Origin of the sequence: Agromyces marinus, assembly GCF_021442325.1 — a bacterium.
Classification (GTDB): Bacteria; Actinomycetota; Actinomycetes; order Actinomycetales; family Microbacteriaceae; genus Agromyces; species Agromyces marinus.
The window spans coordinates 1,774,505-1,788,453 of the sequence record NZ_CP087879.1 but is presented as its reverse complement, the minus strand read 5'-3'; the positions used below and the strand labels follow the sequence as shown (position 1 = coordinate 1,788,453).

The window sequence follows — 13,949 nt, the reverse complement described above, 5'->3', positions numbered from 1 at the left end:
CGACGAGGGAACCAGGAGGCAGGATGTCACGGCTCGAACGAGCGGTCGGACCGGTCGGCGCGGTGCTCGGGGGGATCGCGGTCGTCGGGTTCGCGTTCCTCGCGGCGGCGGCGGCGACCGCGGTCGTGTTCGCGCGGCGGGTGGTGACGCCCGAGCCGCCACGCGAAGACGACGTCCGCATCGAGCGCGTCGACCTGGTCGCGGGCGAGGTCGTGCTCTCGGGCACCGATGAGATCCGGATGCCGGGCCGGTACGGGCTGTGGTTCGAGCGGGATTCGGGGTACGCGCGGATCGGCGACGTGCTGGACGACGACGGCCACCGGGTCCGTCGCGTGCTCGAGGGCGTGGACTTCGGCCGGCTCGAGCGGGCGCATCGCGGTCGCATCAGCGGATGGTTCCACCTGGGGCCGTGGGAGGTCGCGGGCGACTACGAGAACGTCGCCGTCCCGACGCCGCTCGGGCCGGCCCCGGCCTGGTTCGTGCCGGGTGCGGATGCCTCGGGCTCGCCGTCTGCCGACTGGGTGATCGGCGTCCACGGCAGGGGCGCGCGCCGGGCCGAGGCGCTGCGGGCGGTCGCCCCGGCACGGGATGCGGGCTGGTCGAGCCTCGTCGTGTCGTACCGGAACGACGGCGACGCACCCCACAGCGAGGATCGACGCTACGGACTCGGCGGCACCGAGTGGGAGGACGTGGTCGCCGCCGTCCGTTTCGCGCGCGAGCGCGGTGCGCGTCGGATCGTGCTCATGGGCTGGTCGATGGGCGGTGCGATCGTGCTGCAGGCGGTGCTGCGCGCCGCGGAGGTCCGCGAGCGGCTCGCCGGCGTCATCCTCGAGTCGCCCGCGGTCGACTGGCCCGACATCCTGCGCTTCCAGGGCCGAGCGCTCGGCCTGCCCGCCGAGCTCGGCGGAGCCGTCGCACGCGTGCTCAGCGCGCCGATCGCCGGATCGCTCACGGGGCTCGCCGCGCCGATCGACCTGGAGTCGCTGGACGCGGTCGCGCGGGCCGACGAGCTCGAGGTGCCGATCCTGCTCATGCACAGCGAGGACGACGGCTTCGTCCCGATCGACGGGTCGCGTCGCCTCGCAGAGGTGCGGCCCGACCTCGTCAGGTTCGAGGTGTTCGAGCGTGCCAGCCACACGAAGCAGTGGAATCAGGACCCCGAGCGCTGGACGCGCCTCATCCGCGACTGGCTCGCCGAGCGCTGACGCGCCGCGTCACCGGCGTCAGGCCGCCATCCGCTCGGCCAGCTGTCGCTTCGCACGGGCGAGCATGCCCGACATGCCGCGCACCCGCAGCGGCGAGACGGCCTCGCCCAGGCCGAGCGACTGCGGGTAGTCGTCGGGGATCGCCATGACCTCGTCGGGCGCGAGCCCGTCGAGGCCCTGCGCGAGGATCGAGGCGAATCCGCGCGTCGTGGGCGATTCGGCCGGCGCGGTCGCGTGCAGGTGCACGAGGCCGGAGTCGTCGACCTCGATGAAGATGTACACCGGCGACTGGCACTCCACGACCCGTTCGAGCAGGTCCGGGTGGTCCCGGTACCGCTCCGGCAGTTCCGGGAGCTCGTTCGAGAAGTCGAGCAGGAGCGTCAGGCGATCCTTCACGCCGAGCGCGAGGAAGTCCGCGCGCGTCTCCGCGAGCGCCGGGGGGAGGGTCGTGGCATCCATCGGTCCATTCTCCCACCCGCCGCCGGGCGTCCGGCGGCGTCCTACCGCCCGGGCGCCTCGCCCCGCTCGGGGCCCGTGGCGATGGGAACGCGCACCGCGCTGCCCCACTCCGTCCACGACCCGTCGTAGTTGCGCACGCCCTCGAAGCCGAGCAGGTGCGTCAGCACGAACCAGGTGTGGCTCGAACGCTCGCCGATGCGGCAGTACGCGATGATGTCGTCGCCCGCGGCGAGCCCGACCTCGTCGAGGTAGATGGCCTCGAGTTCGGCCCGGCGCCGGAACGTGCCGTCCTCCGCGGCGGCGCGCGCCCAGGGAACGGATGCCGCGGTCGGGATGTGGCCGCCGCGGAGGGCGCCCTCATCGGGGTAGGCGGGCATGTGGGTGCGCTCGCCCGTGTACTCCTCGGGCGAGCGGACGTCGATGAGCGGGTTGCCGAAGTGGGCGAGGACGTCCTCCTTGAAGGCACGGATGCCGCCGTCCTCGCGTTCGACGACCGGGTACTCGACGGGCTCCCGGTCGGCCGGGTCGGTCGTGATCGGCCGGCCTTCGGCGATCCACTTGTCGCGCCCGCCGTCGAGCAGGCGCACGTCCTCGTGGCCGAACAGCGCGAACACCCAGAGGGCGTACGCCGCCCACCAGTTGTTCTTGTCGCCGTAGATCACGACGGTGTCCTCGCGCGCGATGCCCTTGCCGCCGAGGAGCGCGGCGAACTGCTCGCCGCTGAGGTAGTCGCGCACGACGGGGTCGTTCAGCTCGGTGTGCCAGTCGACCTTGACGGCACCGGGGATGTGGCCGGTCTCGTAGAGCAGGACGTCCTCGTCGGACTCGACGACGACGAGCCCGGGGGTTCCGAGCCGATCGGCGAGCCACTGCGTCGTGACGAGGCGCTCCGGATGGGCGTAGTCGGCGAACTCTGCGGCGGGATCGAACTCGACGGACATGCGGGCCTCCTGTGGTCGCCCGGGCGGGCGAAGCGGGTTCGGTCGGCGGACTAGGCTGGTGACCCGTCCACCAACGAATCTACGCGTCGGTGCGGTCGGAGTCACCGCGCGCGTCACCAGGTGCAACAGGAGCCCAACGCCCATGACCTCTGCCGCGGCATCCGCTCTCGAGCATCTCGTCGACCGCGACCCGAGCATCACGGGCGCGGAGATCGCCTCGGAGCTCGTGCCGCCGCCGCAGTTCGCCGCGGCGTCGTTCGAGTCCTATCGCCCCGACCCCGACTTCCCGTCGCAGCAGGCCGCGCTCGATCGTCTCAAGACCTTCGCGGGCGCGTGGCGCGCCGCCCAGCGCCCCGGCGGGTTCTTCTCGCGCAAGCGGCCCGCACGCATCGAACTGCCCGGCGTCTACCTCGACGGCGGGTTCGGCGTCGGCAAGACCCACCTGCTCGCCTCGCTCTGGCACGTCGCGCACGGACCCAAGTACTTCGGGACGTTCATCGAGTACACCGCGCTCGTCGGTGCGCTCGGGTACCGGCCGGCCGTCGAACTGCTGCGCGGCGCGCGGCTCGTCTGCATCGACGAATTCGAACTCGACGACCCGGGCGACACGATGCTGATGACGCGCTTCCTCGGCGAGCTCATGGCAGGCGGCACGCGCGTCGCCGCCACGAGCAACACCCCGCCGAACGCACTCGGCGAGGGCCGGTTCGCGGCGGCCGACTTCCTCCGGGAGATCCACGCGCTGTCGTCGAACTTCGAGACCCTGCGCATCGACGGGCTCGACTACCGCCGCCGCGACACCGAGGGGCACGCCGAGGCGCTCACCGACGACGAGGCGGTCGCGCACGCGGCATCCGCTCTGGCATCGCGCGGTCATCGCGTCTCGATCGACTCGTTCGACGCCCTCATGGCGCACCTGTCGACCGTGCACCCGTCGAAGTACATCAAGCTCATCGACGGCATCGAGTTCATCGCGCTCACGGGCGTGCGCGAACTGACCGACCAGAACGCCGCGCTGCGCCTGGTCGCCTTCATCGACCGGGTCTACGACGCGGAGGTGCCGATCCTCGCCGGCGGCGTGCCGCTCGACCGGGTGTTCGGCGGCGACATGCTCTCGGGCGGCTACCGCAAGAAGTACCAGCGCTCGATGTCGCGAATGATCGCGCTCACGACCGGCGAGCTGCCGCCGCACGACTGAGCGCACCGCCCCGGCGCGGCCGCGCCCGCGACCGAGGCCCGTGCCGGCGTGCATCGCCCTCGAAGCGGATTCGCCGGTTCGTCTCGGCGCCCCGAAACATGCTCGTTACACGCACGCCGTTTCCGTAACCGTCCGGAAACGCGGCAGCCCCCGTCGTCGAAACGTGGCCGCACCAGTCTGATCCTGCGTACCCCGAGACCGACGCCCGTCGCCGATCCATCCAGGTACGCCCCCTGCAGATCACGACGTGTGAGGAAAGACTATGGATACGGGAAGCATTGCGTGGGCCATCACGGCGACCGCGCTCGTGCTGTTCATGACGCCGGGCGTGGCGTTCTTCTACGGCGGTCTGGTGAAGGCCAAGAGCGTCGTCAGCATGATGATGATGAGCTTCGGCGCGATGGGGCTGATCAGCGTCCTCTGGGTGCTGTACGGCTTCAACATGAGCGCCGTCGGCGGCACCTGGGACTTCGCAGGCAACCCGTTCTCGGACTTCGCGCTCGGTTCGCTCGCGACCGGCGAGACCGCGAACACCGACCTGATCGGCGTCGCCTTCGGCGCGACGTTCGCGATCATCACGGTCGCGCTGATCTCGGGCGCGATCGCCGACCGCGCCAAGTTCGGCGCGTGGATGATCTTCGCCGGCGTCTGGGCGACGCTGGTGTACTTCCCGGTCGCGGCGTGGGTCTGGGGCGGAGGATGGATCCTGGGCCTCGGTGAGTCGCTCGGGCTTCCGGGCGTCATCGACTACGCGGGCGGCACCGCCGTCCACATCAACGCCGGCGCGGCGGCCCTCGCCCTGGCGCTCGTGCTCGGCAAGCGCGTCGGGTTCCAGAAGGGCATGGACAAGCCCCACAACGTGCCCCTCACGCTGCTCGGCGCCGCGGTGCTGTGGTTCGGCTGGTTCGGCTTCAACGCCGGCGCGGAGTTCCTCAACGGACTCGAGGGTGCGGGCCTCATCGTCCTCAACACGCTCGGCGCGACCGCTGCGGCGATCCTCGGCTGGCTCGTCGTGGAGAAGTTCAAGGACGGCAAGCCGACGTCGGTCGGCGCGGCATCGGGCGCCGTCGCGGGCCTGGTCGCGATCACCCCGGCGTGCGCCAACCTCGAGCCCGGCTGGGCGCTCCTGCTGGGTGCGGTCGCCGGCGCCGTCTGCGCCCTCGCGATCGAGCTGAAGTTCAAGCTCGGCTTCGACGACTCGCTCGACGTCGTCGGCATCCACCTCGTCGGCGGCCTGATCGGCACGCTGTACCTCGGCTTCTTCGCGATCGGCACGGGCCTGTTCACCGGCGGCGACCTCGGCCAGCTGGCGGTCCAGACCATCGCCGCGGTCGGCGTGCTCGTGTACTCCTTCGTGGTCGCGTTCGTGCTGGGCCTCGCGATCGAGAAGACCATCGGCTTCCGCGTCAAGAACGAGGACGAGCTCGCGGGCATCGACACCGTCGTGCACGGCGAGGAGGGCTACAAGCTCGAGGTCGTCTGATCCGCTTCGATCACCGCGAGGGCGGTGAGGGTAGTGTGCCGGTGTGCCTGACGCCAGCCGCTTCCTCACCGCCCTCGGGCGTGCCATCCGTTCGCTCGCGCGGCCCGGTCGGCGGGAGGCCTCCACCCGCACGGGGCGCCCATCCACTTCATCGGCGGATGCCGCGACCGGGCCGCGCACGGACGCCGGTGGGGAATCGCCGGGCCGATCGGGGCCGACCGCGACGGTCGAGCTCGAGCCTTCGCGGATCCGCGCCGTGCGCTTCTCGTACGCGCCCGAGCGAGACGGCGAGCCGGACCCGGGCGAGGTCGTCTGGACCTGGGTGCCCTACGAGGAGCGCGACGGGCGGGGCAAGGACCGCCCCGTCGTGATCGTCGCAGCGGGGGAGCGGGAGAGCTTCCTCGCCGTGCAGCTCACGAGCAGGCCGCAGGGCCGCGACGCGGTCGAGCTCGGCACCGGCGCATGGGACGGACAGGGCAGGCCGAGCTGGGCGAAGATCGACCGGGTCTTCAAGGTGCACGCCGACGGGATGCGTCGCGAGGCGGCGACCCTGGATGCCGCGCGGTACCGTCGGCTCGTCGAGGCCCTCGCCGAGCGCTACGGCTGGGGCTGACGCTCCGTTCGCCAGCGGCATCCGCTCGTCGATCTGGAGCCTGCTCGTCGCTCGGAATCCGCTTCCGGCGTTCGAATCCCGCTCCGGGCGGGTTCGGATGCCGGAAGCGGATTCCGATGCGATGGGATGGCGCAGCGCGCCGGCCGCCCGGGAACGACGAACGCCCCCGGGATCGTTCCGGGGGCGTTCGTGATGGTGGGCGATGCCGGGCTCGAACCGACGACCTCTTCCGTGTGAAGGAAGCGCGCTACCAGCTGCGCCAATCGCCCGCGTGCGGGTTTCGCGACCGCGTGACGGCCGCGGATCGATAGTAGCCCACGCGGGAGGGCGAATGCACATCGACCGGCGTCGACACGCCCGGCGTGCATGCCCGGATTGCCAGCGTGATCGGCCCGAACGGTGCGGGCGGTCCGCTCGGTTTGTCATTCGTTCACCGGATCGGTTATTGTCTTCCTGCACGCAGAAATGCGAGCAACGCGGATGTGGCGCAGTTGGTAGCGCATCACCTTGCCAAGGTGAGGGTCGCGAGTTCGAGTCTCGTCATCCGCTCAGACCAAGCCGGCGCAAGCCGGTTTGTCTTTGGTGGTGAACCCAAGCAACGGTGGATTGGCCGAGAGGCGAGGCAGCGGCCTGCAAAGCCGTATACACGGGTTCGAATCCCGTATCCACCTCGAGCAGAGCCCCAGGGCTCGACTCACAACCCGGGCGATTGGCGCAGCGGTAGCGCGCTTCCCTGACACGGAAGAGGTCACTGGTTCGATCCCAGTATCGCCCACCAGCACGAAGGCCCCGGCAGCAGCCGGGGCCTTCGTCGTCTCCGTGCGCACGGGCCAGGGCGTGGACTCCCGCGCGCGCCGCGGCATCCGCTCGCGACTACAGTTGAGGGGTTGCACCTGAGACTGCATGGGAGTGGATCCACTTGGCCGACGGCTTCGAGCTCTTCACCGATCGTTCCGTTGTCGCGATGCGCGTCAACGGCGAGCTGAAAGACCTCGCGACGACGGTGACGGGCACCGACGTCGTCGAGCCGGTCACGATCGACTCGCCCGACGGGCTTGCGATCCTGCGCCACTCGACTGCCCACGTGCTCGCCCAGGCCGTGCAGAAGATCAACCCCGAGGCCAGGCTCGGCATCGGCCCGCCCGTGACGGACGGGTTCTACTACGACTTCGACGTGGCCGAACCGTTCACCCCCGAAGACCTCAAGGTCCTCGACAAGGAGATGGCCCGCATCATCCGTTCGGGCCAGCGATTCGTGCGCCGGGTCACGAGCGACGACGAGGCCCGCGTCGAACTGGCCGACGAGCCGTACAAGCTCGAGCTCATCGGGCTCAAGGGCTCGGCGGCGTCCGGCGACGACAACGAGAACGTCGAGGTCGGCGGCGGCGAACTGACGATCTACGACAACGTCGACCCCAAGACCGGCGAGGTCGCCTGGAAGGACCTCTGCCGCGGCCCGCACCTGCCCAGCACCCGCATGATCGGCAACGGCTGGGCGCTCATGCGCGTCGCCGCGGCGTACTGGCGCGGCTCCGAGAAGAACCCGCAGCTGCAGCGCATCTACGGCACCGCGTGGCCCACCAAAGACGAACTTCGCGCCTACCAGCACCGCCTCGAGGAGGCGCAGCGCCGCGACCACCGCAAGCTCGGCGCCGAGCTCGACCTGTTCAGCTTCCCCGACGAGATCGGCTCTGGCCTCCCGGTGTTCCACCCCAAGGGCGGTGTGATCAAGCGCGAGATGGAGGACTACGTCCGCCGGCGCCACATCGAAGAGGGCTTCCAGTACGTCTCCACGCCGCACATCACGAAGGCGCACGTCTTCGAGCTGTCCGGCCACCTGCCGTACTACAAGGACACCATGTTCCCGCCGATGGAGCTCGAGAACAGCGAGTACTACCTCAAGGCGATGAACTGCCCGATGCAGAACCTCATCTACCGTTCCCGCGGGCGTTCATACCGCGAGCTGCCGTTGCGGTTCTTCGAGTTCGGCACCGTGTACCGCTACGAGAAGTCCGGTGTGGTGCAGGGCCTCACCCGCGTGCGGGGCCTGACCCAGGACGACTCGCACAGCTACGTCACGCCCGAGCAGGCGCCCGCCGAGATCGAGCACCTCCTGAACTTCGTGCTCGGACTCCTGCGCGACTTCGGTCTCGACGACTACTACCTCGAGCTGTCGACGCGTGACGCCGACTCCGAGAAGTTCAAGGGCACCGACGAGCAGTGGGAGGCCGCGACGAACGTGCTGCGCGAGGTCGCCGAGGCCTCCGGGCTCGAGCTCGTGATGGACCCGGGCGGGGCGGCGTTCTACGGCCCGAAGATCTCGGTGCAGGCGCGCGACGCGATCGGCCGCACCTGGCAGATGTCGACCATCCAGTACGACTTCAACCAGCCCGAGGGGTTCGGGCTCGAGTACACGGCGGCCGACGGCACGCACCAGCGGCCGGTCATGATCCACTCGGCGAAGTTCGGGTCGATCGAACGGTTCTTCGGCGTGCTCACCGAGCACTACGCCGGGGCGTTCCCGCTGTGGCTCGCGCCCGTGCAGGTCGTCGGCATCCCCGTCGCCGACGAGTACGCGCCCTACCTCGGCGGCATCCTCACCCAGCTCTCCGGTGCCGGGGTTCGCACCGAGCTCGACACGAGCGACGACCGCATGCAGAAGAAGATCCGCACCCACACCACGCAGAAGGTGCCGATCCAGCTCATCGCGGGTGAGAACGACCGCGCGGGCGAGACCGTGAGCTTCCGCTTCCGCGACGGCACGCAGGAGAACGGCGTGCCGATCGCCGATGCCGAGCAGCGGATCCTCGAGGCGATCGGCGACCGTCGCCAGATCACCACCCGGGACGACCTCTTCGCATGACCGCGTACCAGCCCGACGAGTTCGACGGCGTGCAGACGGATGCCGCGGCCGACCTCGCCGGAGTCCCGGACGCCTTCCAGCGGCTCTGGACCCCGCACCGCCTGGTCTACATCCAGCACGGGCAGCAGCCCGACGAGCACTCGTGCCCGTTCTGTCGTGCGCCCGAACTCGACGACGAGCAGTCGCTCATCGTCGCTCGCGGCGAGCACGCGTACGTGCTGCTGAACCTGTACCCGTACAACAGCGGTCACCTGCTCGTGTGCCCGTACCGGCACATCGCGACCTACGACGAGGCGAGCGCAGAGGAGGTCGCCGAGATCGGCGAGCTCACGCAGATCGCGATGCGCACCGTCAAGCAGGTCTCGCGCTGCGACGGGTTCAACATCGGCATGAACCAGGGCCGGATCGCCGGTGCCGGCATCGCCGAGCACCTGCACCAGCACATCGTGCCGCGGTGGGCGCTCGACTCGAACTTCTTCCCGATCATCGCCGGCACGAAGGCGCTGCCGCGCCTGCTCGGCGAGGTGCGGGACGAGATCGCTGGGGCCTGGCCGCGCTGAGGCGCGCTCAGCGGACCTGACGGACCTCGAACTGCATCGCGGGGTTCGCGTACGACTCCTGCGACTCGACGAGCCGCAGTTCGCGTTCGCCCGACTCGTGGGTGTTCGTCAGCAGGTCGAACACGCTCGACGCCGTCTTCGCAAGCGCGCCGGCCGCGTCGCCGGTTCGGCGGTAGTGGGCCGTGAACAGGGCGGCCGTGACATCCCCTGAGCCGTTCGCCTTCATCGGCAGCAGGGGAGTCTGCACGATCCAGGCGCCGCGGTCGTCGACGGCGAGCATCTCGATCGTGCCCTCCTCGCGGTCGGGGCGCTCGACGCTCGTGACGAGTACCGTCCGCGGCCCGGAGGCGCGGGCGAGGTCGACCGACTCGAGCGTCGACTCGAGCGAGGCCGGCTCGGTGCCAGTGAGGTAGCCGAGCTCGAACTGGTTCGGCGTGATGAGGTCGGCGGCCGGGACCACGCGGTCGCGGAGGAGGACCGGGATGGCCGGCGCCACGAAGCATCCGCTCTTCGCATTGCCCATGACCGGGTCGCACGAGTAGATCGCGGCGGGGTTCGCGGCCTTGATTCGGGCGACCGCGTCGAGGATGACGTCGGCGATGCCCTCGCTGCCCTGGTAGCCGGAGAGGATCACGTCGATCGTCGGGAACGCGCCGCGATCCTCGATGCCGGAGATCACCTCGGCGACGTCGGCGGGCGCGATGAGCGGGCCGCGCCACGCGCCGTACCCGGTGTGGTTGGAGAAGTTCACCGTGTACACCGGCATGACCTCGACGCCGATGCGCTGGAGGGGGAACACGGCCGCGGAGTTGCCGACGTGGCCGTACGCGACGGCGGACTGGATCGAGAGGACCTTCACCCGTCGATCATGCCATTCCCGGCCGGGACGAGCCGTCCACCCGCGGCGCGCACGGCCGACGCGATGTCGGCCGCGAGCCGATCTGCGTCGGCGTCGGCGAGGTCGTGGACGGTGAGCCGCAGTCGCCGTGCGGCCGGTGCGTCGGCGAGCGCGAACTCGTCGCCGGCACGGGCGAGCCAGCCGCGTCGCATGAGCTGCTCCGAGACGTCGCGGGCGGGCACGGGCAGCGCGACCCAGAGGTTGAGCCCGTCGCCGGCTGCGGCCGGCACGCCGAGCGCGGTCAGGCGCGCGGCGAACGCGTCGTTGCGGGCGGCGTAGTGTGCGCCCGCGGCCTCGATGCGCGACGCGACCTCGGGGTCGGTCACGAGCGCGAGCGTGAGCCGCTGCAGGAGGTGGCTCACCCAGGTCGTGCCGGGCGTGAGGCGCATCGCGAGCCGGTCGGCCGTGTCGGGGTCGGATGCGGTGACGGCCAGGCACATGTCGGGCCCGAGGAACTTCGACACCGAACGCACGAGCGCCCAGCGCCGGTGGTCGGGGCCGATGATCGAGCGGAACGGGCTGCGAGAGAGCATCGAGAAGTGGTCGTCCTCGATGACGAGCACGTAGGGGTGTGCGCGGAGCACCTCGCGCAGCTCGGCCGCGCGCTGCTCGGTCAGGCTCGCGCCGGTCGGGTTCTGCGCGCGCGGGGTGCACACCACTGCGCGCACGCCCTGTTCGAGCGCGGTGCGGAGGCCCTCGACGGTCATGCCCTCGTCGTCGACCGGGACGGGGACGGCCCGATACCCGCCCACGCGCACCGTGTGGATGCTCGTGAGGAAGCACGGGTCCTCGAGCGCGACGGCGTCGTCGCGCACGAGCGCCTGGGCGAGCAGCCGTTCGACGGCGTCGCCGGCCCCGCTGGTGATGGTGAGGCGGATGTCGCGGGGGGCGAGTCCCTCGGACATCCACGCCCGGGCCCACCGCTCGAGTCCGGGGTCGATCACGGGTTCGCCGTAGAGCACGGGCCGGCCGGCCATGCGGGCGAGCGCTGCGACGGGGTCCGGGATGCGGTCGGGGTCGGGGTTCCCGGTCGCGACGTCGCGGAGCACGCTGTCGGCGGCGAACCCCTCCTGGGCGACGGCGGCCCGGTCGGCGACGTGGGTGCCGCCCCGGCCCTTCGTGACGACGATGCCCGCCGCGGTGAGTTGCCCGTAGGCGGCGACGGCCGTGTTGCGGTTGACGCCGAGGTCGTCGGCGAGCGCGCGCACCGAGGGGAGCGGGTCGCCGGGGCCGAGCGCGCCGCGCTCGATGAGCGCGCGCACGCTTGCGGCGATGTCGGACGCCGATCGGCCGGTGATCTGGAGGGTCATGTCATGTTCCATCGCAGGGACGAGTCTAGGTTCCGGACCATGCTATCTTTTGGCCTAGGTCAAGCAAACGTCTTGACTTGCCGTGCTGCGCGAGACCGCGTCATCCGTTGAAGGGAACACCCGATGAGCTCTGCCGAGATCGGTTCCAGCCGCGTCAAGCGCGGCCTCGCCGAAATGCTGAAGGGCGGCGTCATCATGGACGTCGTCACGCCCGAGCAGGCCCGCATCGCCGAGGACGCCGGCGCGGTCGCCGTCATGGCGCTCGAGCGCGTCCCCGCCGACATCCGCGCCCAGGGCGGCGTCGCGCGCATGAGCGACCCCGACCTGATCGAGGCGATCATCGCCGAGGTCTCGATCCCGGTCATGGCCAAGGCCCGCATCGGCCACTTCGTCGAGGCCCAGGTGCTCCAGGCGCTCGAGGTCGACTACATCGACGAGTCCGAGGTGCTCTCGCCGGCCGACTACGTCAACCACATCGACAAGTGGGGCTTCACGACGCCCTTCGTCTGCGGTGCGACCGACCTCGGCGAGGCGCTGCGTCGCATCAACGAGGGTGCCGCGATGATCCGCTCCAAGGGCGAGGCCGGCACGGGCGACGTCTCCGAGGCGACAAAGCACATCCGCAAGATCACCTCCGAGATCAACCAGCTGAAGTCGATGACGCGCGACGAGCTCTACGTCGCCGCGAAGGAACTCCAGGCGCCCTACGACCTCGTGCTCGAGGTCGCAGAGACCGGCAAGCTCCCCGTCGTGCTCTTCACGGCCGGCGGCGTGGCCACCCCGGCGGATGCCGCGATGATGATGCAGCTCGGAGCCGACGGCGTCTTCGTCGGATCGGGCATCTTCAAGTCGGGCAACCCCGAGCAGCGCGCGGCCGCGATCGTCAAGGCCACCACCTTCCACGACGACCCGAAGGTCGTCGCCGAGGTCTCGCGCGGGCTCGGCGAGGCCATGGTCGGCATCAACGTCGGCGACCTGCCCGCGCCGCACCGCCTCGCCGAGCGCGGATGGTGACCCTCCGCACCGAGTCGTTGGGGGCGAGCGACGCTGCCGGGCCCACCGTCGGCGTCCTCGCCCTGCAGGGCGACTTCCGTGAGCACGCGCGCGTGCTCGCCGGACTCGGGGCGCGCATCGTGCTCGTGCGACGACCCGAGGAGGTCGACGCCATCGACGGCCTCGTGATCCCCGGCGGGGAGTCGACCGTCATGGACAAGCTCTCGCGCGCGTTCGGCGTCGCCGACCCGCTGCGGCGCCGCATCGCGGAGGGGCTTCCCGTCTACGGGACGTGCGCGGGCCTGATCATGCTCGCCGACACGCTGCACGACGCGATCGACGGGCAGCAGACCTTCGGCGGCCTCGACATCGTCGTGCGCCGCAACGCGTTCGGATCGCAGAACCAGTCGTTCGAGGTCGACCTCGACGTTCCCGTGCTGGGGGAGCCCCCGGTGCGAGCGGCCTTCATCCGCGGCCCCGTCGTCGAGTCCGTGGGTCCGCGTGCGAGACCGCTCGCGGCGCTGGCCGACGGGCGCGTCGTCGCGGTCGAGCAGGACGGCCTCATCGGAACGAGCTTCCACCCGGAGATCCTCGGGGACCACCGGTTCCACGAGTACTTCCTCGGGAAGGTCCGGGCCCGCATCGCCTGAGCATTCCTCAGTGCTGGCACGGATGCCGCGTGGCCGCGTGCGCGGTTGCCTCGCGTCATGACCACACGACTGCCGAGCACGTCGGGCGCGCTGCCCGAGGGAGAGACCCCGGGCTGCGACGTCTCGGACATCTACCTCGTCCATCGGATCTTCCGGTGGGGGTTCCGCGAGTTCCCGACGATCGTCCGCGGCGTCGACGACGGCGACGTCGAGCGCGCCGCGACCGTGTCGGGGGCGGTGGAACTGCTCACGCTCGGGCTGCACGTCCACCACGAGGGCGAGGACGCCCTGCTCTGGGACCCGATCGAGGCCCGCAGGCCCGCGTGCGCGGTCACCGTCGAACTCATGCGCGAGCAGCACGCCCGCATCGCGACGATGCTCGACCGGGTGCCGGGTCTGGCCGCCGAGTGGCGCGAGGGTGCGACGACGGATGCCGCGGCGAACCTGGCCGCGGCACTCGACGAGATCGGGCACACGCTCGGCGTGCACCTCGGGCGCGAGGAGTCGGACATCGTCCCGGTCGCGGCCGAGGTGATGAGCCAGCGCGAGTGGGATGCGCTCGGCGAGCACGGCCGCGAGGACTTCCCCAAGGAGGAGATGCCGATCCAGCTCGGCCTCATGATCGAGGCGGTGCCCGAGGCCGAACGCGCCGCATGGTTCAAGCGGAGCTTTCCCGCGCCGATCCGGTTGCTCTGGGCGCTGCTCATGCGTCGCAAGTACGTCGCGTGGCAGCACGCGGTGTTCCCCGAGGGGATGCCGGCGCTCGTGTGAACCGC

At 70.8% G+C, this 13,949-nt stretch carries 13 protein-coding genes and 4 tRNA genes; 12 read left to right on the top strand and 5 right to left on the bottom strand.

The features are described from left to right. The first annotated feature begins 23 nt into the window (after window positions 1–23). Complete coding sequence (locus tag DSM26151_RS08370; protein WP_234659122.1) at window positions 24–1,205, top strand: alpha/beta hydrolase family protein; 1,182 nt, start codon at window positions 24–26, stop codon at window positions 1,203–1,205. Window positions 1,206–1,223: 18 nt separating this feature from the next. Here DSM26151_RS08370 and DSM26151_RS08365 read toward each other — a convergent pair whose 3' ends face one another. After that, complete coding sequence (locus DSM26151_RS08365) at window positions 1,224–1,664, bottom strand: SufE family protein (RefSeq protein ID WP_234659121.1); 441 nt, start codon at window positions 1,662–1,664, stop codon at window positions 1,224–1,226. A gap of 41 nt (window positions 1,665–1,705) precedes the next feature. Then, entirely contained in the window at window positions 1,706–2,605 is a 900-nt protein-coding gene (locus DSM26151_RS08360; protein WP_234659120.1) for a sulfurtransferase, read from the bottom strand. Window positions 2,606–2,747: 142 nt separating this feature from the next. Here DSM26151_RS08360 and zapE point away from each other — a divergent pair, with 142 nt between their 5' ends. From zapE to DSM26151_RS08345, 3 genes are all read left to right on the top strand, one after another. Further along, complete coding sequence (gene zapE, locus DSM26151_RS08355; RefSeq protein WP_234659119.1) at window positions 2,748–3,803, top strand: cell division protein ZapE; 1,056 nt, start codon at window positions 2,748–2,750, stop codon at window positions 3,801–3,803. Between the two features lie 262 nt (window positions 3,804–4,065). Continuing rightward, window positions 4,066–5,286 (top strand): ammonium transporter, encoded by a 1,221-nt coding sequence (locus DSM26151_RS08350; RefSeq protein WP_234659118.1) that lies wholly within the window; start codon window positions 4,066–4,068, stop codon window positions 5,284–5,286. A 43-nt stretch (window positions 5,287–5,329) separates the two neighbouring features. Continuing rightward, complete coding sequence (locus DSM26151_RS08345) at window positions 5,330–5,899, top strand: type II toxin-antitoxin system PemK/MazF family toxin (RefSeq protein WP_234659117.1); 570 nt, start codon at window positions 5,330–5,332, stop codon at window positions 5,897–5,899. A 193-nt stretch (window positions 5,900–6,092) separates the two neighbouring features. Here the strand turns inward: DSM26151_RS08345 and DSM26151_RS08340 are convergent. Further along, window positions 6,093–6,168: transfer RNA gene (locus tag DSM26151_RS08340), tRNA-Val, on the bottom strand. A gap of 207 nt (window positions 6,169–6,375) precedes the next feature. Between DSM26151_RS08340 and DSM26151_RS08335 the strand changes: the two genes are divergently transcribed. The 5 genes from DSM26151_RS08335 to DSM26151_RS08315 all read left to right on the top strand — a co-directional run bounded on the left by DSM26151_RS08335 (window position 6,376) and on the right by DSM26151_RS08315 (window position 9,322). Beyond that, a tRNA-Gly gene (locus DSM26151_RS08335) sits at window positions 6,376–6,448 on the top strand. A gap of 51 nt (window positions 6,449–6,499) precedes the next feature. After that, window positions 6,500–6,570: transfer RNA gene (locus tag DSM26151_RS08330), tRNA-Cys, on the top strand. Between the two features lie 32 nt (window positions 6,571–6,602). Further along, a tRNA-Val gene (locus DSM26151_RS08325) sits at window positions 6,603–6,677 on the top strand. A gap of 186 nt (window positions 6,678–6,863) precedes the next feature. Further along, window positions 6,864–8,762: a threonine--tRNA ligase gene (gene thrS / locus DSM26151_RS08320; RefSeq protein ID WP_234661841.1), complete on the top strand. Its 1,899-nt coding sequence runs from the start codon at window positions 6,864–6,866 to the stop codon at window positions 8,760–8,762. Next, window positions 8,759–9,322, top strand: coding sequence for an HIT family protein (locus DSM26151_RS08315; RefSeq protein ID WP_234659116.1), 564 nt, complete (start codon window positions 8,759–8,761; stop codon window positions 9,320–9,322). The genes thrS and DSM26151_RS08315 overlap by 4 nt, the downstream gene beginning before the upstream one ends. Window positions 9,323–9,329: 7 nt before the next feature. On the opposite strand, the gene pdxY is transcribed toward DSM26151_RS08315, so the two are convergent. After that, entirely contained in the window at window positions 9,330–10,181 is an 852-nt protein-coding gene (gene pdxY, locus DSM26151_RS08310) for a pyridoxal kinase PdxY (RefSeq protein WP_234659115.1), read from the bottom strand. Next, window positions 10,178–11,530, bottom strand: a complete 1,353-nt coding sequence (locus tag DSM26151_RS08305) for an aminotransferase class I/II-fold pyridoxal phosphate-dependent enzyme (protein WP_234659114.1) — start codon at window positions 11,528–11,530, stop codon at window positions 10,178–10,180. Before DSM26151_RS08305 ends, pdxY begins: the two co-directional genes overlap by 4 nt. Before the next feature lie 123 nt (window positions 11,531–11,653). On the opposite strand from DSM26151_RS08305, the gene pdxS reads away from it, so the two are divergent. From pdxS to DSM26151_RS08290, 3 genes are read left to right on the top strand one after another with little or no spacing between them, the layout of a single operon-like run. After that, window positions 11,654–12,544 (top strand): pyridoxal 5'-phosphate synthase lyase subunit PdxS, encoded by an 891-nt coding sequence (gene pdxS, locus DSM26151_RS08300; RefSeq protein ID WP_234659113.1) that lies wholly within the window; start codon window positions 11,654–11,656, stop codon window positions 12,542–12,544. Beyond that, window positions 12,538–13,173 (top strand): pyridoxal 5'-phosphate synthase glutaminase subunit PdxT, encoded by a 636-nt coding sequence (gene pdxT / locus DSM26151_RS08295; protein WP_234659112.1) that lies wholly within the window; start codon window positions 12,538–12,540, stop codon window positions 13,171–13,173. The genes pdxS and pdxT overlap by 7 nt, the downstream gene beginning before the upstream one ends. Before the next feature lie 57 nt (window positions 13,174–13,230). Continuing rightward, the gene (locus DSM26151_RS08290; protein WP_234659111.1) at window positions 13,231–13,944 is read left to right on the top strand and encodes a hemerythrin domain-containing protein; all 714 of its coding nucleotides are present in this window, start codon (window positions 13,231–13,233) and stop codon (window positions 13,942–13,944) included. The last annotated feature ends 5 nt before the right edge of the window (window positions 13,945–13,949 follow it).

Coding starts and splice junctions, on each gene's coding strand:
- pdxS (WP_234659113.1), top strand. CDS start 11,654: ATGAGCTCTGCCGAGATCGGTTCCAGCCGCGTCAAGCGCGGCCTCGCC.
- DSM26151_RS08305 (WP_234659114.1), bottom strand. CDS start 11,530: ATGACCCTCCAGATCACCGGCCGATCGGCGTCCGACATCGCCGCAAGC.
- pdxT (WP_234659112.1), top strand. CDS start 12,538: ATGGTGACCCTCCGCACCGAGTCGTTGGGGGCGAGCGACGCTGCCGGG.
- DSM26151_RS08370 (WP_234659122.1), top strand. CDS start 24: ATGTCACGGCTCGAACGAGCGGTCGGACCGGTCGGCGCGGTGCTCGGG.
- thrS (WP_234661841.1), top strand. CDS start 6,864: ATGCGCGTCAACGGCGAGCTGAAAGACCTCGCGACGACGGTGACGGGC.
- DSM26151_RS08360 (WP_234659120.1), bottom strand. CDS start 2,605: ATGTCCGTCGAGTTCGATCCCGCCGCAGAGTTCGCCGACTACGCCCAT.
- zapE (WP_234659119.1), top strand. CDS start 2,748: ATGACCTCTGCCGCGGCATCCGCTCTCGAGCATCTCGTCGACCGCGAC.
- DSM26151_RS08350 (WP_234659118.1), top strand. CDS start 4,066: ATGGATACGGGAAGCATTGCGTGGGCCATCACGGCGACCGCGCTCGTG.
- DSM26151_RS08365 (WP_234659121.1), bottom strand. CDS start 1,664: ATGGATGCCACGACCCTCCCCCCGGCGCTCGCGGAGACGCGCGCGGAC.
- DSM26151_RS08290 (WP_234659111.1), top strand. CDS start 13,231: ATGACCACACGACTGCCGAGCACGTCGGGCGCGCTGCCCGAGGGAGAG.
- DSM26151_RS08315 (WP_234659116.1), top strand. CDS start 8,759: ATGACCGCGTACCAGCCCGACGAGTTCGACGGCGTGCAGACGGATGCC.